Origin of the sequence: Mycobacterium sp. (assembly GCF_032159775.1) — a bacterium.
Classification (GTDB): domain Bacteria; phylum Actinomycetota; class Actinomycetes; order Mycobacteriales; family Mycobacteriaceae; genus Mycobacterium.
In genome coordinates this window covers 1-20,611 of record NZ_JAVHWK010000176.1, presented here as the reverse complement: position 1 = coordinate 20,611, position 20,611 = coordinate 1, and the positions used below count along the sequence as shown (strand labels likewise).

The following is a 20,611-nucleotide window of genomic DNA, read 5'->3' as shown; positions in this document are numbered from 1 at the left end:
GCGCGCAATGCGGCGATCGAGTCTCGCGCCTCGTTCGAGAAGTCGTCGCTTGAGAGCACCGCATGAAGGATCGTCATGTCGTCGCCGGAGGCCAGCGGGTCTACGCGCGTGACACCCTCCGCCGACTTTGTGTCCGCCGCGAATTGCGCGACTGCCGGCGCCGCCGGTGGTCCGTTGTCGCCTTTGATGACGATCGTCGCGCCGTTGTTCACCAGCGGGAACTCGGCCGTGATCATCTCCTGCGTGGAACGCACGATGTTGTTCTTCGGCAGGTCGTGAATATCGAGCCCGCCGAAGGCGATATCCCGGATAGGAGCGCTGATCAGCGCGAGCCCCGCCACGATCGGCACCGCGACGAGAATCGGACGTTGGGTGACCTTGGTGGCGATCGCAGACCAGAAGCGGTACGCACGGGCCTCACCACGCTGCGCCGCTCCCCGCCTCCACGGCAACGCACCGATTCGGTGCCCGAGGATCGTCAGTAGCGCTGGAACAGCTGCCAATGACAAAAGTGCGGCGATGCCGACCGCGGCAATCGCGCCGAAGCCCACTGACCGGACCATCGACAGCCTGAACACCGACATGCCTGCAAGCCCGACTGCCAGCAGCAGAGCTGAGAACAGGACGGTTCGTCCCGCCGTCGCGATCGTCCGGCGCGCGGCATCGGCTGGTTCGAGCCCACGGCCGAGTTCCTCGCGGAACCGTGACACCGTGAGTAGGCCGTAGTCGATGGCCATTCCGAGGCCGAGGATGGATGCGGTGTTCAGGGCGAAAGCGCTGACGTCGGTCACCATCGAGAGCGCGTGAAGAGCGCCTAGCGACCCGAATACGGCCAGTCCGCCTACACACACCGGGATGGCCGCCGCGACGAAGCCACCGAAGATCACCACGAGAAGTGCCAGCGTCAACGGAATCGCGATCGCCTCGGCGCGCGCCAGGTCGCCCTTCGATTCCGAGTTGTACGCTCCCGTTGTCGCGCTCTGGCCGGAGAAGTCGGTCTGCACTCCGGGGATCTGCAGTTCGGGGCTGAGGTCGTTGAATGTTTTCAACCGCTGGCTGTCGTCACCTTGGAGGGTGAGAACCGCGAGCGCCTTCCGGTGATCGGGTGACACCAGTCTGAGGGCCTGCTCGGGCGGGGACGTCCAGAACGAGTCGATGGGCTTGGCCAACAACGACTTGTCGACTGCGGCAAGGCGTTCGGTGACCTGCGGGCGGATCGCCTCGACTGTCTGGGCGTCGGGAGCGGTGTATACGACGACGATGTCGGGGGTCCGGCGACCCAGATGCTGGTCGACCAGTTGGTCCGCCTGCGCCGATTCACTTGTCGGGTCCGCATAGCCGGCGAGGTTGAGCCGATCGAAGACACCCAGCCCCCACAAACCGGACGCCAGCACCGCGCCCACCGTCACGAGGACGACGAGCAGCGGTCTAGTCGTGACTAGACGTGCCCACCGGTCCATCGCGTGTCCCCCGTTGCCGTCCCCCTGGTCATAGCCCGCACTCCCACACCTCGATGGCTCCGAACACCGACGAAATTCGAGCCAGTGAACGAACGACGGTGAATGTCTCCCGCATCGCGGCCTCGAAACTCCCGTCGCGATGAGGCTGCTTCGCACCGAGCGGGTCGGAAAGCATCGACAGCTTCGACAAGATCGCTTGCCCTGACCCGTGGTGACCCGAGAAGTCGGCAACGACGAACTTGCCGCCCGGCGCGAGGAGGCCACGGATGCGAGCGAACACCTCCTGCTTTGCTTCGAGGTTGAGGTGATGCAACACGAGCGTGCTGTAGACCCTGTCGTAGCTGCCTTCGAGAGGGCACGCGGTGAAGTCCCCGAGAACAAAGTCGATGTCGACCCCGGCCTGCTCCGCGCGGCGCCGTGCGACCTTCATGATGTCGCGATTGCCGTCCACCGCGGTAATGGCCACTTCTGGCCAGCCGCGCTTGATCTGGATCGCGAGACGCCCTGAGCCGCAACCGAGTTCGAGTAGCCGCTGACCTGCAGCCGGCTGCAGCGCACCGATCACGGTGTCTCGCATCTTGTTGCCTGCAGGCCACCGCGCGGTCAACGGGTCATAAGCCCCGGTAAACCACGATGGACCCAACGGCTGAATGATCGAGTTCTTCGCCATATACGCCTACCCCTGTTTGCGTTTCGTCTAGCTCCAGACACCGCACTTGAGTGCAAGCTAACACCGCATCCGCCGTTTTGGTGGTGCTTTTACATATGAGGTTTACGCATCGGCAAATTAGCTGTGGAGTTGCTCCTCGATCCCTGCGTGCGATAACCGAAGCCGGCGGTGCAGTCGGATCGCCTCGAGAAATCTGGCGTCATGGCTGACGACTACGAACGCGCCGCGGTAGGCGCGCAACGCCGACTCCAGTTGCCCGATGCTCACCAGATCGAGGTTGTTGGTCGGCTCGTCGAGCAGCAGGAGCTGCGGCGCCGGCTCGGCGTACATCACGCACGCAAGCGTGGCGCGAAGCCGCTCGCCTCCGGACAGCGCCGAGACCGGCAGGCGAATGGTGCTGTCGCGGAACAGGAATTGTGCGAGCACATGCATCCGCCGCGTCTCGCCCATGTTCGGTGCATACGCGGCGAGGTGGTCCAGCACCGACCCGTCCGGATCGAGCAGGTCGAGCCGCTGCGACAGGTAGGCGATCCGCCCCTGGGCCCGCTGAATGACGCCTGCGTCCGGTCGGAGATCACCGGCGATGACGCGCATCAGCGTGGTCTTGCCCGCGCCGTTCGCGCCGGTGAGCGCGATTCGCTCCGGTCCGCGGATGAACACGTCGATCCCGTTGCCGAACAACGACCGGCCGCCCCGGCCGACCCGTAATCCCGTCCCGATGAACACATTGCGGCCGGCGGGGATCTCGGTATCGGGCAGGTCGAGCACGATCGGCGGGTCGTCGCGCAGCGCGCGTTCGGCGTCGTCGAGCTTGGCCTTAGCGTCGCCGACCCTCGCGGCGTTGACGCCGTCGGTCCGCCCTGCGGACTCCTGCGCCCGACGCTTCATCGCACCCGCGACGATCTTCGGTAGCCCGGCATCGGCAACTGTGCGCGCCGCCGTACTCGACCGGCGCGCCGCGCGTTCGCGGGCCTGCTGCATCTGCCGCTTTTCGCGCTTGAGATGTTGCTCGGCGCTGCGGACGGTGGTCTCGGCGACACGTCGCGCCTCGCGCACGGACTCCTCGTAAGCAGTGAAATTGCCGCCATGGAACGTCATTTCACCGCGGTGCAACTCGGAGATGCGGTCCATGCGATCCAGCAGCGTGCGGTCGTGGCTGACCAGCAGCAGGCACCCCGGGTACTCCTCGACTACATGGTGGAGCATCGCGCGGGCGTCGGCGTCGAGATTGTTGGTCGGTTCGTCGAGCAGGAGCACTTCGGGCCGCTTAAGTAACTGGGCCGCCAGGCCGAGTGACACCACCTCACCCCCGCTCAGCGACCCAAGCTCGCGATCGAGGCCGATGTGTCCGAGGCCGAGCCGGTCGAGTTGAGCGCGGGTGCGTTCCTCGACGTCCCAGTCGTCGCCGATCGTGGCGAACACCTCGTCACGAGCATCACCGCCGGCCAGCGCCTCGAGCCCAGCGAGGATCCCGGCGACGCCGAGCACCCCGGCGGCGGTGCGATCGGCGTCGAACGGCAGCGCCTGCGGCAGATACCCGATCGGCCCGTTGACGGTCACCGAACCCGCCGACGGCAGGTGCTCACCCGCGATCAGCTTCAGCAGCGTGCTCTTGCCGGCGCCGTTGGGCGCAACCAGGCCGGTACGGCCGTCGCCGACGGCGAATGTCAACCCTTCGAACAGCGGCGGTTCGCCGGGCCACGAGAAGGACAGGTTGGAACAAACGACGGAGCGTTGAGACATGTGAGTGCTCTTCGTGATTGCGTGGATAGGGACGACGGACTCGATCCGGGATCACCCGGAGATGTCGTCAGCTCACATGCCTTCAGGGTAGGTGGCGCGTCAAGCAGTTAGATATCGCCGCGATAGCCGTCGGTCACGCACTGCAGTCAAGAGAAACCGTGATCGACTTGCTGCGCACCACAGTCTCGACCTTACGGTTGGTGTTGTGCCCAGTGACGATTGTCTGGGTGATGGTCCGCGGATTGCGGACGTTGACCACTGTGCAGTCGCTGAGAGCCCCTGTGCCGACGCGATCGATGTGTACGTCGTAACCTTGCGACTCGAGTTCTTGAACGGTTTGCTCAGCATCGCCGGAGGGGCTGGCCGCCGCAGACGCCATCACCGAAGGTGTCGACAGAACCGCGAATGACACGGCAATCGTCGCGATGCTCATCGGCGCGCGCATAAAAATCGGACCTCTCAATGGCGTCTGTGATGTTGACCAGAGAATCGCACCCGAGGTGTCAGTTGAGGGGTACCTTGTCCGGGTCGCTGATCGGCGAGCATCATTCGCGCAATCGCCTCGGGGAGTTCTTCGTCTGTTTCGTCATTCTACCCAACGCAGGCCGATCTTGAAGGACGCCTAGCTCGAGCTCATCAGGTAGCGCCGCAGCATCTCGGTGGCCGCGGTGATCTGCTCGACCTCGATGCGCTCGTCGACCCGATGGGCGAGGTTGGGGTCGCCTGGGCCGAAGTTGACGGCGGGCACTCCCAGCGCCGCGAACCGCGCCACGTCCGTCCAGCCGTATTTCGCGCGTACCTGCCCGCCTGCGGCCTCGACCAGCGCGGCAGCGGCGGGTTTGGTCAGCCCGGGCAGCGCACCGGATGCGGCGTCGGTCTGTTCGATCTCCACGTCGAGCCCGTCGAGCACTTCGCGCACATGCTGGGCGGCCTGCTCGACACTGCGGTCGGGTGCGAACCGGAAGTTGACGGTGACCGACGCGGCATCGGGAATGACGTTGCCCGCCACCCCGCCGTCGATGCGCACCGCGGACAGCCCTTCCCGGTAGGTGCAGCCGTCGATGTCGACGCTGCGGGCCTGATAGGCGGTCAACCGGTCGAGCACCGCGCCCAGCTTGTGAATCGCGTTGTCGCCCAGCCACGATCGCGCTGAATGCGCCCGCGTCCCTGCTGCGGTCACGACCATTCGCAGCGTGCCCTGACAACCTGCCTCGATGAACCCGCCCGAGGGCTCCCCGAGGATCGCCACGTCGGCCTGCAGCCACTCCGGCAGCTCGCGCTCGATGCGGCCCAAGCTGTTGGCCGACGCCTCGATTTCCTCGCAGTCGTACATGATGAGCGTGATGTCGTGCGCGGGGGCGTCGATTGTGGCGGCCAGGTGCAGGAACACCGCGTCGCCGGACTTCATGTCCGACGTGCCGCAACCGTGAAGCACGCCGTCGGTGCGGCGGCTGGGCACATTGTCGGCGATCGGCACGGTGTCGAGGTGTCCGGCCAGGATGGCCCGGGTCGGCAGGCCGTGGTCGGTGCGGGCCAGCACCGTGTTGCCGGTGCGGACGATTTCGAACCCGCTGGTCTGCCCGCGTAGTGCTGCCTCTACCTCGTCGGCGATCTGCTGCTCGTCGCGCGACTCGCTGGGGATGTCCACCAGCGCCGCGGTCAACGCGATCGGGTCGCCACGCAAATCCAGGCCCACGCCTCCTGAGGCTAGTCTTGGCTGCGTGACATCTGCTTCAGGCGTCGGCTTGGCGACCTTCGCAGCCGACGGATCGGTCCTCGACACGTGGTTTCCCGAGCCGCGGTTGGGCGGGGAAGGCCCGTCCGGGACTGTCCGGCTCGAGGTCGACGACGTCCCGGCTGACCTGGCTACGATGACCGGCCGCGACGACGACCGCGGCACCGAGACAGTGGCAGTGCGCACGGTGATCGAGTCGCTGGCGGATCTCGCTGTCGACGCGCACGACGCCTACCTGCGCCTTCACCTGCTGTCGCGCCGAATGGTGGTCCCGCACGGGCTGAATGCCGACGGCTTCTTCAGCGTCTTGACCAATGTGGTGTGGACCAACTACGGCCCGTGTGCGGTCGCGGGGTTTGAGATGGTGAGAGCGAAACTGCGTCGCCGCGGCCCAGTCAACGTCTACGGCGTCGACAAGTTCCCCAGGATGGTCGACTACGTGATCCCAGCGGGTGTCCGCGTCGCCGATGCGGACCGGGTGCGACTTGGTGCGCACCTGGCGGAGGGAACCACGGTGATGCACGAGGGCTTCGTCAACTACAACGCCGGCACACTGGGCAAATCGATGGTGGAAGGCCGGATCTCAGCCGGAGTCGTGATCGGTGACGGTACCGACATCGGCGGCGGCGCTTCGATCATGGGAACGCTGTCAGGCGGCGGCAAAGAAGTGATCTCAGTCGGCAAGAGGTGTCTACTGGGCGCCAATTCCGGGCTCGGCATATCGTTGGGCGACGACTGTGTCATCGAGGCCGGGCTCTACATCACCGCAGGCACAAAGGTGGCGATGCCCGACGGCGAGGCCGTCAAGGCCCAAGATCTCTCCGGCGCCGACAACCTGTTGTTCCGGCGAAACTCGGTGACCGGTGCGGTCGAGGTGGTGGCCCGCGACGGCCAGGGGATCACGCTCAACGAGGCGTTACACGCCAACTGATTCAGCATTCGACGACGTTGAGTGCCAGCCCGCCGCGCGCGGTCTCCTTGTATTTGTCCTTCATATCGGCGCCGGTCTCGCGCATGGTCTTGACTGCCTTGTCCAACGACACTTGATGCATTCCGTCGCCGCTGAGCGCGATCCGCGCGGCGGTGATGGCCTTGACCGCGCCGACGGCATTGCGTTCGATGCACGGGATCTGGACCAGACCACCGACCGGATCGCAGGTCAGCCCGAGGTTGTGTTCGATGCCGATCTCGGCGGCGTTCTCCACCTGCCAGGGCGTTCCGCCGAGCAGTTCGGTGAGCCCGGCAGCAGCCATCGAGCACGCCGAGCCGACTTCGCCCTGGCATCCCACTTCTGCACCGCTGATGGATGCGTTCTCCTTGATGATGCTGCCGATGCCGGCCGCGACGAGAAGGAAACGCACGGTGGCGTCGTCATCGGCACCGTCGACGAAGGTGTGGAAGTACTGCAGAACGGCGGGGATGATGCCTGCGGCGCCGTTGGTCGGCGCGGTGACCACTCGCCCGCCGGCGGCGTTCTCCTCGTTGACCGCAATCGCGTACAGGTTGACGCGGTCCATCGCGATCAGCGGGTCGCTGGACCCCCCGGCCGCGGAAAGCCTTGCGGCGAGCTGCGGGGCGCGGCGACGCACCTTGAGTCCCCCCGGCAGGGTAGCGATGGTGGTGTCGATGCCCGCCTGGATGCACTCCTGCATCACCGACCAGATCTTCTCCAGCCCGCTGCGAACGTATTCCTCTGTGTGCCAAGTCATTTCGTTCGCCATGACGATGTCGCTGATGCGCAGCCCGGTCTCGGTCGCATGGACGAGTAGTTCGTCGCCGTTGCTGAACGGGTAGCGCACGGGTGTCCTATCGGCGACGACGACCGGGTCGTCATCGTCGGAGACCTGCGTGTCGTCCAGGACGAAGCCTCCGCCGATGGAGTAGAAGGTGCGTTCGGCCAACACCGCACCGCCGTCGTCGAATGCGCGGAACACCATGGCGTTGGAGTGGAACCGGGCCTGCTTGTTCCGGTGCAGAACGATGTCGTCGGCGAGGCTGAACGCGATCGGATGCTCGCCGAGCAGTCGCAGCTCTTCGGCGTCGGAGATGGCCGCTATCCGCTCGGGGGTGCGCGCTGGGTCGACCCCGTCCGGCCGCTCGCCCATCAGACCGAGCGCGACGGCAGGGATGCTGCCGTGGCCCTTGCCGGTCGCGCCGAGGGAACCGAACAACTCGACAGTGACCCGCGTCGTCGCGTCGAGGGTCCCGTCTTCGCGCAAACCGCGGGCGAACCTGTCGGCAGCGATCATCGGGCCGACGGTGTGTGAACTCGACGGTCCGATGCCGATCTTGAAGAGATCGAAGACGCTGAGGGCCATGGTCAGGGTCGAATCTTGGTACTGGTTGGATCATAGATCGGCTTGAGCGACACCGATATCGGGGAGAGCTGACCGCCGACGTTGACCTGGTACGCGCCGGCCTTCACCCAGGCGGCGTCGATGACGGAGTTGTCTGCCGCACGCACGTAAGCCAGACCCACGCAGCAGCCGACGGTCTCGCCCCACGACGCCGAGGTGACCTGACCGGCGACCGCCCCGTCTCGGAGCACCAGTTCACCGCCCCACAGCATGGCCTCGGGCGCGTCGACGCTGAAACCAACGAGTTTGCGGCGCGGGCCCTCCGCCTTGGCCTTCTCGACGGCCGCGCGGCCCAGGAACGCGATGTCGGTCTTGAGCTTGCAAGCGAACAGCAATCCGGCCTCGACGGGATTCTCGCTCGGCGTCAACTCCCGGCCGAAGGCACGGTAGCCCTTCTCCAGCCGCATCGATTCGATGGTGTAGTAGCCACCGCGGCCGACGCCGAACCGTTTACCGGCCGCCATCAGGTCCTCGTACACGCCGACCGCGAACTCTGCGGGAACGTACAGTTCCCAACCCAGTTCGCCGACATATGTGATCCGGGTCGCCCGCACGGTGGCGTATCCCAGCGCGATCTGCCGGCTGGTGCCGAACGGGAACGCGTCGTCGGACAGGTCGGCGGCGGTAGTGAGACTCGACAGCAGGTCGCGCGAATTCGGCCCCATCACACCGAATACCGCGTATGCCGACGTCACGTCGACCAGCGACGCGCGGGTGCCTGCGGGCAGGTTCCTGCGGATGTGGTCCTTGTCGCGTTCTGTGGTGGCGGCGCTGCTGACGACGACGTACTCTTCGGCGCCGGTGCGGGTCACGGTGACGTCGGATTCGTATGTGCCGCGCTCGTTGAGCATTCCGGTGTAGACGGCCTTGCCGATCTCTCCGCCGACGTCGGCGGTGCACAGCCACTGCAACGCCTGTTCGGCGTCCGGCCCGAGCATGACATACTTGGAGAACGAGGTCTGGTCGAAGACGGTCACGGCGGATCGGGTGTTGGTCTGCTCCGCCGCCGACCATGCCAGCCAGTTCGGCTTGCCCCAGGTGTACTCGATCGCCGGGTCGGCGCCGGCGGGGGCGAAGAAGTTGGCGCGCTCCCACCCCATCCGGCTGCCGAAGTTCGCGTTGGCCGCCTGCAGCAGGTGATGCACCGGCGATCGACGGAACGGCCGCGCGGTCTTCATCTCCCTGTTGGGCCAGGGGATTTCGTAGTGCAGTCCCAGCACTTCGGCAACCCGGTCGTGCAACCAGCGGTTGTTACCGTTGAACGGCGCGAAGCGGCGGATGTCGACAGCGGTGAGGTCGCTGGTGGGCGCACCGTTGACGATCCACTCCGCGAGCGCCCGGCCTGCGCCGCCTGCGGTGGCGATGCCCACCGAATTGAATCCGGCGCCGACGAAGTAGCCGTCGAGCTCGGGTGTCTCGCCGAGGATGAACTGGTTGTCCGGGGTGAAGCTCTCCGGCCCGTTGTAGAACTTCTTGATGCCGGTCACCTCGAGCGCGGGGATACGAAGCAAGGCGTTGTTCATCAGGACCTCGAAATGGTCCCAATCCTCCTCCAGCAATTGGAATTCAAACGGATACGGGATGTCGTCGGGTGATACCCACGGCTTGGCCTCCGGCTCGAAGCCCCCGATGACCAGTCCACCGACCTCCTCCTTGAAGTACGTGTAACCGTCGGGGTCGCGCAGGATCGGCAGGTCGGGGTGCACCCCCTCGATGTCCTCGGTGACCACGTAGAAGTGCTCGGCTGAATGCAGTGGAACGTTGACGCCTGCCATGGCGCCGACCTGTTTGGCCCACTGCCCGGCACAGTTGACGACGATCTCCGCCTCGATGTCGCCCCTGTCGGTACGCACCCCCGTGGCTCGTCCGTCCCGCGTGAGAATGCCGGTGGCTCTGGTCTTTTCGACGACCCGCGTACCCCGCATCCGCGCCCCCTTGGCAAGCGCGAACGTCAGATCCGTCGGGTTGGCCTTGCCATCGGCGGGTAGCCAGATGGCGCCGACCAGGTCGTCGACCCTCATGACGGGATAGCGCTCGAGTGCCTGCTCGGGGCTCAGCAGTTCGCATTCCATGTTGAATGCCGCGGCGTTCGCTGCGGTGCGCCGCAGCTGGATCATCCGGTCTTCGCTGCGGGCGACGGTGACGCCACCGCACTGCTTGTACCCCGCGGACAGTCCGGTCTCGGCCTCGAGTTCCGCGTAGAGCTGGGTGGAGTACTGAACCAGCCGGGTCTGACTCTCCGATGCCCGCAGCTGACCGACCAGACCGGCTGCGTGCCAGGTTGTGCCGCTGGACAGTTGACCCTGTTCGAGCAGCACGACGTCGGTGAGTCCGAGCTTCGTCAGGTGATAGGCGACGCTGGTGCCGATGACCCCGCCGCCGATGATGACGACCTGGGAGCGGTCGGGCAGCTCGGCGGCCATCAGTCGTCTGCCTGTACGTCGTCGAGCAGCCTGGCCAGGTTCGGTCCCGTGAACTCGGCCACCGCGCCCTCATAGCGTTCCATCGCCCAGTCCCAGAAGTCGAATTCTATTGCGCTGGAGCCATTCTGTATGCATCCCCACAGTGTCCAGCCGTACTTCCCGACGATGCCCTGCAGGTGGGCGCGGGCGGTCTTGTTGCGCAGCCGTCGCCCGTAGTACGCGGTGACGAAGTCGTCGAGTTGGTCGGTCGACATGCCGGTTTCGCACCAGGTGTTGCCCAGCTCGAAACACGGGTCGTTGTTACCCGAGTACTCGTAGTCGATCAGCCACATCCTGTCCCCGTCGTCGATGAAGTTCCCCGCCAGCAGATCGTTGTTGCATGGGACGGTAGTCTGGCCTGTCGCTATCAGCACCCGCGCAATCTCATCGAAGGTGTCGGCGTGCTCGAGGTAGTCCGCCGGCAGCCGGAACCCGTTGTCCTGGACGGTTTTCAGGTAGGCGGCTTGCCTTTCGAACATGTCGAAGCGGCCCTGGAACCGCGGGCCGGAGTGCAGCGCGCGGACGGTGGCCGCTGCCTTGTCGAGGATCTCGGGCCGCTGGAAGTCGTCGTTGCACAGGGTCCGCCCGTCGAGATGGCGCAGCAGCATGATCCCCAGATCGGGCCGGTAGTCGATGACCTGTGCACCGACCCCCGCCTCCGCGGCCGCCTTGGTGTTGTGATGCTCGCGGTCTCGGTCGATGCCCAGCATGTTGGTGGCGGCATCGGCGCAGCAGCGGGCCACATAGATGCCGTCGGCGGTGGTGACCTTGACGTTGCGGTTGGTCAGGCCGCCGGACAGTTCTTGCAGCTGCCGCGGCCGCCCCGCCAGCACGGCGAACTCTTCGAGCAGCTCGTCGAGCTGGACATCGGTGAGCGGTGGCGACACCGACTCACTCTAATTCCCCGCGACAGTGCGTGTCTGCGAGTCGACACACCGCTTTTCAGCAGCACTTTCCGCACGCTCGCCGCACCGCGAGCGGGCGTGTTTGTACACGACACGCCGCTGGATGTTGTCCATCTGCGCACGCTCGCGGTGCGAGATCAGTCGTTGGGCGCGAGGATGCAGAACTCGTTGCCCTCGGGGTCGGCCAGCACCACCCAGGACGGCTCGCCCTGGCCGATGTCGACGTGTTTGGCGCCCATCGCGATCACCCGCTCGACCTCGGCCTGTTGGTCGTCGGGGCGGAAGTCCAGGTGGATGCGGTTCTTGACCACCTTCTCGTCGGGCACCGCAAGGAAGATCCAGTCCGGCCCCGCACCGGGCGGCGGGTACAGCCGCACATCGCCGTCCTTGTCGATGTCGTGCCGCCAGCCCAACACCTGCGCCCACCACGACCCAAGAGCGGTGGCGTCGTGGGCGTCGATGCAGATCTCGTCGAATTTCAGAGCCATCCCACCAGCTCCTTCTTCAGCAGCTTGCCCATGGCGTTGCGCGGCAGGGTGTCCACGACGCGGACCTCCCTGGGCCGCTTGTGCACCGAAAGCTGCTCTGCGACAAATTTGATCAACGCCTCGGGCTCGGCATCGCCGACGACGAACGCGACGATGCGTTGGCCCAGATCGTCGTCTGGCACGCCGACGACGGCAGCCTCGGCAACGCCCGGATGCCCGAGCAGAACCGTCTCGATCTCGCCTGCACCGACCCTGTAGCCACCCGTCTTGATCAGGTCCACTGATTCGCGGCCGACGATTCGATGCATACCGTCACCGTCGATGACGGCCGCGTCGCCGGTGCGGTACCAGCCCTCCGCGTCGAATGCCTCTGCGGTGGCTTCGGGCAAGTTGAGGTAGCCGTCGAAGATGGTCGGAGTTTGAACTTGCAGTCGCCCAACGGTTTCGCCGTCATGCGCACAGGGCGCCCCGTCGTCGTCGACCAGCCTGGTCGCGACACCCTGCAACGGCAGTCCCACCCAGCCCGGGCGTCGTTCACCGTCTGCGCGGGTGCTGAGGGTTATCAAGGTTTCGCTGGCGCCGTACCGCTCGACGGGTGGGTGGCCGGTGAGTTGGGCGAGTTTGTCGAAGACCGGCACCGGCAGCGCCGCGCTTCCCGACACCAGCAGTCGGGCCGATGACAGTGCTCTCGCGACGTCGGGGTCATCGACGACCCGCGACCATACCGTCGGCACTGCGAAGTAGAGAGATCCTTGGGCGGCCGCATACTCGGCGGGCTTGGGTTTTCCGGTGTGTACGAAGCGGTTTCCGATTCGCAACGAACCCAGCAGACCGAGCACGAGGCCGTGGATGTGGAACAACGGCAGACCGTGCACCAAGATGTCGTCCGGCGTCCACTGCCATGCCTCTGCCAGCGCGTCGATGCCTGCGGCGATAGCGCGCCGACTCATCAGAACGCCCTTCGGCGGACCCGTCGTTCCGGAGGTGTACATGATCAGCGCGGTGGCTTCCGGCGGTGGTTCTTGATAGCGGTGCCACGAACGCGCGTGCAGCCGTACCGGGATGTGTGGAAGGCCCTCCGGCTCGTCGGGCCGCTCGCCCAGCCACACCTGTGCACCCGAGTCGGTGAGGATGTGTCGCCGTTCGGCCGCGCCGACGTCGGCGGGCACGGGTACGACGGGCACGCCCGCGATCAGGCAACCGGTGACGGCCAGCACGGTGGTGGCGGTCGGCTTGGCGAGCACGGCGACCCGCTGGGCACCGCCGACGCGCTCGGCCACCGAGGTCGCGGCGCCGACGAGGTCGCTACGGCTGAGCGCGGCTCCGTCGATGCGGACCGCGTCGCCGATGTCGGCGCCGCCCGCGACCGCCGCAGGGTTCAGCGAGGCCAGCAGCACGTGAGCGAGGTTACCCGCAATGGCTCGGCATACTTGGCCCGTGGACGAGATCCAGCGCATTGCCTCCCGCGAGGTGTACCGCAACGACTGGATGACGGTGCGCGAGGACCAGGTGCGCAGGCCGGACGGCTCCGACGGCATCTACGGCGTCGTCGACAAGCCGAACTACGCGCTGATCATCGCGTCCGACGGCGACCGCTTTCGGCTGGTTGAGCAGTTCCGGTATCCGCTCGGCCTGCGTCGGTGGGAATTCCCGCAGGGAACCGCGCCGGGCCGGGCCGACCTCGACCCCACCGAGCTGGCCCACCGCGAACTGCGCGAGGAGACCGGGCTGCGCGCGGGATCGATGGTCGCGATCGGGCTGCTCGATGTTGCGGCTGGCATGAGCAGTCAGCGCGGCAGGGTGTTCGTCGCCACCGGCATCAGCGAAGGCGACCACGACCGCGAGCACACTGAGCAGGACATGCACAGCGAGTGGTTCAGCCGCTCCGACGTCGAAGCGATGATGCGAGAAGGGGAAATCACCGACGCCCAGTCGCTGGCGGCGTGGACACTGTTCCTGTTGAGCGAGTAGAGAGGAGACCGCCATGACGGCCGCCCTCATTACCGGTGCATCCACCGGCATAGGCCGTGAGTTGGCAAGGCTTTTCGCCGCTGACGGCGTCGACGTGGTCGTGGCGTCGAGTCAGCGAAGCGTAGCCGAGCTCAACACGTTGGCCGAGGAGTTGCGGTCCGGCCACGGTGTGCGGGTGGACACGATCACGATGGATCTCGCGAAGCCCGGCGCGGGCGCAGATCTCGTGGCCCGCGTCGACGAGCTCGGTGTCGACGTCGAGTATCTGGTGAACAACGCGGGCGTCGGCATCCTCGGCCTCACCGTGCAGGACTCCGATCCAGACGCGGTGTCGCGGATGGTTCAGCTGAATGTCGTCACCACAACGGATCTGACGCTGCTCTACGCCGGCCGGATGGCGAAGGCGGGTCGCGGTGCGATCCTGAACGTCGGCTCGATCGCGGCCTACGTCATCCCGCACGGGTTGGAGGCCGGCTACGCCGCCAGCAAGGCGTTCGTCAGGAGCTTCTCTGAGTGTGTGGCCGACGATCTGCGTGGCACCGGCGTGACGTGTACCCACCTGGCACCGGGACCCACCCGCACCCGGTTCATGGACACCGCCGGCTTGGCTGACACCTCGCGGCTGGACAGGTACTTCATGGATGCCGCGCCGGTGGCGAAGGTGGGTTACGCCGCGATGCGGGCCGGACGCGTCAACGTGATACCAGGAGTCGGCACGAAGATCATGCGCGCGATGTCGGCGCTGTCGCCATCACGTCGCCTGACCGGCGAGTTCTCGGGTCGCTTCGTCAGCAGGACCAGACGATGAGCGACGAACACGCGATTCGCGACCTGTTCACCGGTTGGGTCGAGGCGATACAAACTCAGGATCTCGACGGTGTGGTGGCCAACCATGATTCGGACATCGTGATGTTCGACGTGCCGCCGCCGTACAACGGTGTGCGCGGTATGGACGAGTACCGCAAGTCGTGGCCGCCGTTCTTCGAGTGGATCGGCCAGGGGGCGCAGTTTGAGCTTCTCGAACTCGACGTAGTCGCGGGCACCAACGTGGCGTTTGCATACGCGCTCTTGCGGTGCGGCACCCAGGATCAGTTCGACACGAACCCCGATAATCGGTTACGCATCACCGTCGGGCTGCGCAAGGTCGACGGCCGCTGGGTGGTTGCGCACGAACACCATTCGTTCCCGATGACGGACACGGCGTCCTAATCCGCGGGATTGCCCAACGCGGCGACTAGGCTTTGCCCCTCGTGAGGGCAGCGCGATATCGAATGGTCGAGGCGCTGATCGCCGTCACTCTTCTTGCTGCGAATGTGTGCGCGATCCCGGTTGCCGTTGCCGCAGGGCAGGTGTGGAACGGGAAATACTCGCTGTTGCGCTACGCGGGCGAGAAGACAGGCACCAGCTTGGCTGCCCGCCAACCCGAACCGGACTTCAGCAATATCTACACCTTTGTCACCGACTGCTCACGCGAGTGCGTCTCCACTGTGATCGACGGCGCCAAGCCGGCGAATCCGACCCTTCCGCTGCCGCCTCGGTACACCTGGAACGGTTCGACCTGGGTGCACGTCTACGAGTGGCAGTGGGACTGCTTCATGGGCGAGGGCGTTGCGAAGGTGTGGAACCCGGCCAAGTCGGTCGCGTACTACACGCCCCAGCCCGACGGGACGCTGAGGGGCAGTTGGCGCACCGACATCTTCGGCGGCCCCTGCGATGGCTCCGTCATCATGGACGTCGCAGCGTTTCCTGCGGGATAGACCGCCGAGTCTGCTGGCACATCGCGATCTGAGGCAGATTTGCGATCTGCGCGCAGTCTCGAGGTCTTCAGTGGCGACGCTCGGCGAGGGCGCGCAGGAAGAACGTCAGGTTCGCGGGCCGCTCGGCGAGGCGACGGACGAAATAGCCGTACCACTGCGTGCCGAACGGGACGTAGACGCGGACATGATTTCCCTCGTCGGCCAACCGGCGTTGTTCGGCATCGCGGATGCCGAACAGCATCTGGTACTCGAAACGGTCCTGGCCGCGGCTGTTCTCGCGGACCAGCGCGGGCACGGCGCCGATGATCTCGGGATCGTGCGACGCCACCATCGGATACCCCGAGCCCGCCATCAACACCCGCAGGCAGCGCATGTAGGAGTCATTGACGTCATCGCGGTCACGGAAGGCCACCGATGACGGCTCGTCGTAGGCACCCTTGCACAACCGGATTCGTGCGCCCGAGGCGGCGAACTCCTCGCAGTCGCCCTGCGTGCGCTTGAGATAGGCCTGCAAAACCGTTCCCAGCCAGGGGAACTCGGCACGCAGGTCGCGCACGATCGACAGCGTGGCGTCGGTCGTGGTGTGGTCCTCGGCATCCACGGTCACCCAGACGCCGAGCCGCTGCGCCCGCTCGCAGATGGTGTGGGCGTTGTCGCGGGCGATCTTCTCACCGTCGCGAGGAAGTGCCTGTCCGAGCGCGGACAGCTTCAGCGACACCTCGAGCGGGCGCACCGTCCCGCCGGCAGTTTCGTCGCGTGTGCCGAGCGAGTCGAGCAGTGCGAGGTAGGCCCGCACCGTCTTGTCGGCGTCCTCGACCTCGGTGGTGTCCTCGCCGAGGTAGTCGATGCTGACCATCCGCCGACTGTCCCGCAGTTGGGCCACAGACTTCAGCGCATCTCCGACCGTCTCGCCAGGCACGAAGCGGTGCACCACATTTCGGGTCACGGGTAACCCTTCGGCGGCACGTCGGAGTCGGTCCGACCGGCTGGCGGCCAAAATCGTCGGGCGCGCCACCTTGTCGAAGACGCCCATCGTCAGGCCTCCATGTGCGGATAGTTGTGGTCGGTCGCCGGGACGAACGTCTCCTTGATGGAGCGGGCGGACGTCCACCGCAGCAGGTTCAACGGCGAACCTGCCTTGTCGTTGGTGCCCGACGCGCGGGAGCCACCGAACGGCTGTTGCCCCACGACGGCACCGGTCGGCTTGTCGTTGACGTAGAAGTTGCCCGCCGCGAAGCGCAACCGGTTCTGGGCCTGCAGCACCGCGTTGCGGTCGTCGGCGATGACGGCGCCGGTCAGTGCGTACTTCGAACCGCTGTCGATGACGTCGAGCATGCGTTCGTAATCCGAATCGGGATAGACATGCACCGACAGGAGCGGTCCGAAGTACTCGGTTGAGAACGATTCGTCGCCTGGGTCGTCGGACAGCAATACGGTGGGCCGGACGAAATAGCCTTCGCTGTCATCGTATTCGCCGCCGGCGGCGACGGTGACACCTGCGGCACCCTTGGCGCGCTCAATGGCCTTGACGTTCTTGGCGAATGCGCGGTCGTCGATGAGCGCGCCGCCGTAGTTGCTCAGGTCGGTGACGTCGCCGTACCGCAGCGCCTCGGTGGCGCCGAGGAAGTCGTCGCCCATGGACTGCCAAACCGAGCGCGGTATGAACGCCCTCGAGGCAGCCGAACACTTCTGACCCTGAAAGTCGAACGCGCCGCGAATCAGAGCCGTGCGCAGGACGTCGGGCCGCGCCGAAGGATGCGCGAGTACGAAGTCCTTGCCGCCGGTCTCACCGACCAGCCGCGGATACGTGCTATAGCGGTCGATGTTCGAGCCGACCTCCCGCCACAGATGCTGGAACGTCGCGGTGGAGCCGGTGAAGTGGATGCCTGCCAGCCGCGGATCGGCCAGCGCGACTTCGGAAACCGCGATGCCGTCGCCGGTGACCATGTTGATGACGCCGGGCGGCAGGCCGGCGGCCTCCATGAGCTGCATCGTCAAGTAGGCGGCGACGGTCTGCGTCGGCGATGGCTTCCACACCACCGTGTTACCCATCAGCGCGGCCGCGCTCGGCAGGTTACCTGCGATCGCGGTGAAGTTGAACGGCGTGATGGCGTAGACGAAGCCGTCCAGCGGACGGTAGTCACTCCGGTTCCATACGCCGCGGGCACTGACCGGCTGTTGCGACATGATCTCTTGCGCGAAGCCGACGTTGAACCGCCAGAAGTCGATAAGCTCGCAGGCCGCGTCGATCTCGGCCTGGTAGGCAGACTTCGACTGACCGAGCATGGTTGCCGCGCAGAGCTTTTCGCGCCACGGACCAGCGAGCAGGTCGGCTGCGCGCAGGAAGACCGCGGCGCGCTCGTCGAACGGGGTGTTCGCCCAGTCGTTCTTGGCGGCCATGGCCGCGTCGATGGCGGCGGTCGCGTCAGACTGTTCTGCGTTGGTGAACGTACCCAGTTTGGCGGCGTGCCGGTGTGGCTGGACGACGTCGACGCGTTCACCGCCGCCCATCCGGTGCGTGCCGCCGATGACGTGCGGCAGATCGATCGGGTCGTGGTCGGCCAGTTCGGCGAGCGCGGTGACAAGGCGCGCGCGTTCGGGACTGTTCGGTGCATAGTCGAGAACCGGCTCGTTGACCGGCCTCGGAACCTCGGTGACGGCATCCATGCAGTAAGGATCCCCTTTTGGACCGGTGTTAACCGATGGCTGATCGAACAACGACTCCGAGGACTTATAGTCGAATCGGACAAAGGAGTACCGGTGGCGCAACGCGAGGGTCTGTCTCTCGGTCAGCTCCTGCTCACGCTGGACCGCACCATGGTGACGCTGGTCGAGGCGCCGCGCGGGCTGGACATGCCGGTGGGTTCCGTTGCGCTCGTCGACGTCGATGACATCCGGCTCGGTTTGGCCGTGGGCGCCGGCTCTGCCGACCTGTTCTTCCTGCTCGGGGTATCAGACGCGGAGGCCGTCGGCTGGATCGCACAGCAGGTGCACGGGGCGGTGCCTGCCGCGATCTTCGTCAAGCAGCCGTCACCCGCCGCGGTGAAACTTGCCGTGAAACTCGGCATCGCCGTGGTGGCGGTGGAACCTCGCGCCCGGTGGGAACTGCTCTACAAGCTGGTCAACCACGCGTTCGAGCACCACGGCAACCGTGGCGACCCGCGCAGCGACTCCGGCACCGACCTGTTCGGCCTGGCCCAGTCGATCGCCGACCGCACCCACGGGATGATCAGCATCGAGGACGAACAGTCCCATGTGTTGGCCTACTCGGCCTCCAACGAGGAGGCCGACGAACTGCGCCGGCTGACCATCCTGGGCCGTGCCGGTCCGACCGAACATCTGGAATGGATCGGTCAGTGGGGCATCTTCGACGCGCTGCAGGCCGGCGGCGAGGTCGTCCGCGTCGCCGAACGTCCGGAACTCGGACTGCGCCCTCGTCTCGCCGTGGCGATCCACCTGCCCGCGACCGACGCGCGGCGACCTCCCGGCTTCGCGGGCACGATCTGGCTCCAGCAGGGGTCTGCGCCGCTGGCCGACGATGTGGAGGAGGTGCTGCGGGGCGGGGCCGTGTTGGCGGCTCGCATCATGTCGCGGCTGGCGGCGGCGCCCTCGACGCACACCGTCCTGGTGCAGAACCTGCTCGGGCTTGGCGAGGACTCACCCGACATCGGCGCGACCGCAGGCGAACTGGGCATCGCCGCCGACGGCCGAGCTGCTCTTGTCGGCTTTCGCGGCGAGGGAGCGGTCGTCCCGGTCAACGTGATTGCGTTGAGCGCGAGTGCTTTTCGCGCCGATGCGCAGGTGGTATCGACCGGCGAACGCGTGTACGTGCTGTTGCCGAAGATCGGTGCGACATCATCGTTGACGTCGTGGGTGCGAGGCATGGCGGGCGCGTTGCACCGCGAACTGGGCATGACGATGCGGGCGGTGATTGCCGCGCCGTTGGCCGGTCTTGCCGGTGCCGCCGCAGCCCGCGCCGAGGTGGACCGCGTGTTCGACAGTGCCGACCGCCACCCCGCCGCCATCGATCAGGTCACGTCGTTGGACGAGGCCCACACGACGGTGCTCCTCGACGAGATCATCGCGCACGTGGCGGGCAGGCAGCGGCTGGTCGATCCGCGCGTTCGCGAACTGCGCGAGCGCGATCCGATGCTCGCCGACACGCTGGCCGCCTATCTGGACGGGTTCGGCGACATCGCCGGTGTGGCAGAGCGGCTGCATGTCCACCCCAACACGGTGCGCTACCGCGTGCGTCGAATAGAGAAGCTGTTGTCGACGTCGTTGGACGACCCCGACGACAGGCTCGTGCTCGCTCTCGGTCTGCGGGCGACCGAGCAGCGTTAGAGCGTCAGCGCGCCGGTCACCAACTCGTCGAAACGCTCGATGGCCTCGTCGCCGTCGGCGTCAAGGCCACGCAGCGGCCCCTGGTCGGCCAGGTACCTCTGCGCGTAGAGCCGGGCTACCAAAGCCTTTCGGCCCGTGCGGTTTTCGGCCTGCTCCCACGCGGCCTGCTCGGTGAGAAGTGCCCCGCCGTACACGTCGCCCATGAACTGCGCGAGTGGGAACAGCCTGGCTTCGGCGACTGCACCGTCGAGCTTGCTCCACGCGGTGATCGCCGCATCAAGGTCCTCCACACGACGAGCCACGAGTGCGGTGGTCTCATTGGCGTCGGACACCGACACCGCATCGTGCAGACGTTGCAGAAACGGCTCGTGTGCCTGCGCACGCTCGATTCCGCGCTTCACATCGAGACAGAGGATGTTGTCGGGGCCTTCCCAGATGGTGTTGACCTGCGCGTCGCGCAGCAGCCGTGCCACCGGCCAGGTTTCGATATAGCCGTTTCCGCCGTGGATTTCGATGGCATCCGATGCCATGGTGATTCCGAGCCTGCACACCTTCAGCTTGGTGACGGGCACGGCGATGCGTTGACGGATCGGCCGGGGCTGCCGGTGGTTGGCCGCACCCGTGCCGTCGAAAACGAGCGCCTGCGCGGCCTCGACGTCGACGATCATCTCGGCGAGCTTGCGTCGCATCAACGGCTTGTCGATCAAGGCGTCGCCGAA

Annotated in this window: 19 protein-coding genes; 6 read left to right on the top strand and 13 right to left on the bottom strand. The window is 66.2% G+C overall.

The genetic code is table 11. The features are described 5' to 3' along the window. The 5 genes from QOJ24_RS23045 to dapE form a co-directional block, all read right to left on the bottom strand. Positions 1-1,460: MMPL family transporter (locus tag QOJ24_RS23045; RefSeq protein WP_526265498.1), on the bottom strand; the 1,460-nt coding region annotated here is incomplete at its 3' end. Between the two features lie 28 nt (positions 1,461-1,488). Then, positions 1,489-2,130: an SAM-dependent methyltransferase gene (locus QOJ24_RS23040; RefSeq protein WP_526265496.1), complete on the bottom strand. Its 642-nt coding sequence runs from the start codon at positions 2,128-2,130 to the stop codon at positions 1,489-1,491. A gap of 117 nt (positions 2,131-2,247) precedes the next feature. Beyond that, positions 2,248-3,873 carry an ABC-F family ATP-binding cassette domain-containing protein gene (locus tag QOJ24_RS23035; RefSeq protein ID WP_526265494.1) on the bottom strand — a complete coding sequence of 542 codons (1,626 nt, stop codon included), beginning with the start codon at positions 3,871-3,873 and terminating at the stop codon, positions 2,248-2,250. A 133-nt stretch (positions 3,874-4,006) separates the two neighbouring features. Then, positions 4,007-4,306 carry a hypothetical protein gene (locus QOJ24_RS23030; RefSeq protein ID WP_526265492.1) on the bottom strand — a complete coding sequence of 100 codons (300 nt, stop codon included), beginning with the start codon at positions 4,304-4,306 and terminating at the stop codon, positions 4,007-4,009. 189 nt (positions 4,307-4,495) lie between these two features. Further along, positions 4,496-5,569, bottom strand: a complete 1,074-nt coding sequence (dapE, locus tag QOJ24_RS23025; protein ID WP_526265490.1) for a succinyl-diaminopimelate desuccinylase — start codon at positions 5,567-5,569, stop codon at positions 4,496-4,498. Between the two features lie 25 nt (positions 5,570-5,594). Between dapE and dapD the strand changes: the two genes are divergently transcribed. Then, positions 5,595-6,539, top strand: coding sequence for a 2,3,4,5-tetrahydropyridine-2,6-dicarboxylate N-succinyltransferase (gene dapD / locus QOJ24_RS23020; protein WP_526265489.1), 945 nt, complete (start codon positions 5,595-5,597; stop codon positions 6,537-6,539). Between the two features lies 1 nt (position 6,540). Here the strand turns inward: dapD and QOJ24_RS23015 are convergent, their stop codons facing one another. The 5 genes from QOJ24_RS23015 to QOJ24_RS22995 all read right to left on the bottom strand — a co-directional run bounded on the left by QOJ24_RS23015 (position 6,541) and on the right by QOJ24_RS22995 (position 13,217). After that, on the bottom strand, positions 6,541-7,926 hold the full coding sequence (locus QOJ24_RS23015) for an L-serine ammonia-lyase (protein ID WP_526265487.1): 1,386 nt from the start codon (positions 7,924-7,926) through the stop codon (positions 6,541-6,543). 2 nt (positions 7,927-7,928) lie between these two features. After that, positions 7,929-10,388, bottom strand: coding sequence for an FAD-dependent oxidoreductase (locus QOJ24_RS23010; protein ID WP_526265485.1), 2,460 nt, complete (start codon positions 10,386-10,388; stop codon positions 7,929-7,931). Further along, positions 10,388-11,314, bottom strand: a complete 927-nt coding sequence (locus QOJ24_RS23005; RefSeq protein WP_526265483.1) for a choline/ethanolamine kinase family protein — start codon at positions 11,312-11,314, stop codon at positions 10,388-10,390. The genes QOJ24_RS23010 and QOJ24_RS23005 overlap by 1 nt, the downstream gene beginning before the upstream one ends. Positions 11,315-11,469: 155 nt before the next feature. Further along, positions 11,470-11,820, bottom strand: a complete 351-nt coding sequence (locus QOJ24_RS23000) for a VOC family protein (RefSeq protein ID WP_526265481.1) — start codon at positions 11,818-11,820, stop codon at positions 11,470-11,472. Continuing rightward, positions 11,811-13,217: an acyl-CoA synthetase gene (locus QOJ24_RS22995; RefSeq protein ID WP_526265479.1), complete on the bottom strand. Its 1,407-nt coding sequence runs from the start codon at positions 13,215-13,217 to the stop codon at positions 11,811-11,813. Before QOJ24_RS22995 ends, QOJ24_RS23000 begins: the two co-directional genes overlap by 10 nt. A 19-nt stretch (positions 13,218-13,236) precedes the next feature. Here QOJ24_RS22995 and QOJ24_RS22990 point away from each other — a divergent pair, with 19 nt between their 5' ends. The 4 genes from QOJ24_RS22990 (at position 13,237) to QOJ24_RS22975 (ending at position 15,548) form a co-directional block, all read left to right on the top strand. Beyond that, positions 13,237-13,791, top strand: coding sequence for an NUDIX domain-containing protein (locus tag QOJ24_RS22990; protein WP_526265477.1), 555 nt, complete (start codon positions 13,237-13,239; stop codon positions 13,789-13,791). A 13-nt stretch (positions 13,792-13,804) separates the two neighbouring features. Beyond that, the gene (locus tag QOJ24_RS22985; protein ID WP_526265476.1) at positions 13,805-14,599 is read left to right on the top strand and encodes an SDR family NAD(P)-dependent oxidoreductase; all 795 of its coding nucleotides are present in this window, start codon (positions 13,805-13,807) and stop codon (positions 14,597-14,599) included. Beyond that, positions 14,596-15,000, top strand: a complete 405-nt coding sequence (locus QOJ24_RS22980; RefSeq protein WP_526265474.1) for a nuclear transport factor 2 family protein — start codon at positions 14,596-14,598, stop codon at positions 14,998-15,000. The genes QOJ24_RS22985 and QOJ24_RS22980 overlap by 4 nt, the downstream gene beginning before the upstream one ends. Positions 15,001-15,062: 62 nt before the next feature. Beyond that, on the top strand, positions 15,063-15,548 hold the full coding sequence (locus QOJ24_RS22975; protein ID WP_526265502.1) for an Rv2253 family sensor-like surface protein: 486 nt from the start codon (positions 15,063-15,065) through the stop codon (positions 15,546-15,548). A 67-nt stretch (positions 15,549-15,615) separates the two neighbouring features. Here the strand turns inward: QOJ24_RS22975 and QOJ24_RS22970 are convergent, their stop codons facing one another. Next, positions 15,616-16,581: a proline dehydrogenase family protein gene (locus QOJ24_RS22970; RefSeq protein ID WP_526265472.1), complete on the bottom strand. Its 966-nt coding sequence runs from the start codon at positions 16,579-16,581 to the stop codon at positions 15,616-15,618. A gap of 2 nt (positions 16,582-16,583) precedes the next feature. Further along, on the bottom strand, positions 16,584-18,215 hold the full coding sequence (gene pruA / locus QOJ24_RS22965) for an L-glutamate gamma-semialdehyde dehydrogenase (RefSeq protein WP_526265470.1): 1,632 nt from the start codon (positions 18,213-18,215) through the stop codon (positions 16,584-16,586). Between the two features lie 150 nt (positions 18,216-18,365). Here pruA and QOJ24_RS22960 point away from each other — a divergent pair, with 150 nt between their 5' ends. Further along, entirely contained in the window at positions 18,366-19,892 is a 1,527-nt protein-coding gene (locus tag QOJ24_RS22960) for a PucR family transcriptional regulator (protein ID WP_526265500.1), read from the top strand. On the opposite strand, the gene QOJ24_RS22955 is transcribed toward QOJ24_RS22960, so the two are convergent. Beyond that, positions 19,889-20,611: acyl-CoA dehydrogenase family protein (locus tag QOJ24_RS22955; protein WP_526265468.1), on the bottom strand; the 723-nt coding region annotated here is incomplete at its 5' end. The two genes, QOJ24_RS22960 and QOJ24_RS22955, sit on opposite strands and share 4 nt — an antisense overlap.

Bases quoted from the DNA above. Each gene is read 5' to 3' on its own strand.
- QOJ24_RS23040 (WP_526265496.1), bottom strand. From the start codon at position 2,130: ATGGCGAAGAACTCGATCATTCAGCCGTTGGGTCCATCGTGGTTTACC.
- QOJ24_RS23035 (WP_526265494.1), bottom strand. From the start codon at position 3,873: ATGTCTCAACGCTCCGTCGTTTGTTCCAACCTGTCCTTCTCGTGGCCC.
- QOJ24_RS23030 (WP_526265492.1), bottom strand. From the start codon at position 4,306: ATGAGCATCGCGACGATTGCCGTGTCATTCGCGGTTCTGTCGACACCT.
- QOJ24_RS23015 (WP_526265487.1), bottom strand. From the start codon at position 7,926: ATGGCCCTCAGCGTCTTCGATCTCTTCAAGATCGGCATCGGACCGTCG.
- QOJ24_RS23010 (WP_526265485.1), bottom strand. From the start codon at position 10,388: ATGGCCGCCGAGCTGCCCGACCGCTCCCAGGTCGTCATCATCGGCGGC.
- QOJ24_RS23000 (WP_526265481.1), bottom strand. From the start codon at position 11,820: ATGGCTCTGAAATTCGACGAGATCTGCATCGACGCCCACGACGCCACC.
- QOJ24_RS22990 (WP_526265477.1), top strand. From the start codon at position 13,237: ATGGCTCGGCATACTTGGCCCGTGGACGAGATCCAGCGCATTGCCTCC.
- QOJ24_RS22985 (WP_526265476.1), top strand. From the start codon at position 13,805: ATGACGGCCGCCCTCATTACCGGTGCATCCACCGGCATAGGCCGTGAG.
- QOJ24_RS22980 (WP_526265474.1), top strand. From the start codon at position 14,596: ATGAGCGACGAACACGCGATTCGCGACCTGTTCACCGGTTGGGTCGAG.
- QOJ24_RS22975 (WP_526265502.1), top strand. From the start codon at position 15,063: ATGGTCGAGGCGCTGATCGCCGTCACTCTTCTTGCTGCGAATGTGTGC.
- QOJ24_RS22970 (WP_526265472.1), bottom strand. From the start codon at position 16,581: ATGGGCGTCTTCGACAAGGTGGCGCGCCCGACGATTTTGGCCGCCAGC.
- pruA (WP_526265470.1), bottom strand. From the start codon at position 18,215: ATGGATGCCGTCACCGAGGTTCCGAGGCCGGTCAACGAGCCGGTTCTC.
- QOJ24_RS22960 (WP_526265500.1), top strand. From the start codon at position 18,366: ATGGTGACGCTGGTCGAGGCGCCGCGCGGGCTGGACATGCCGGTGGGT.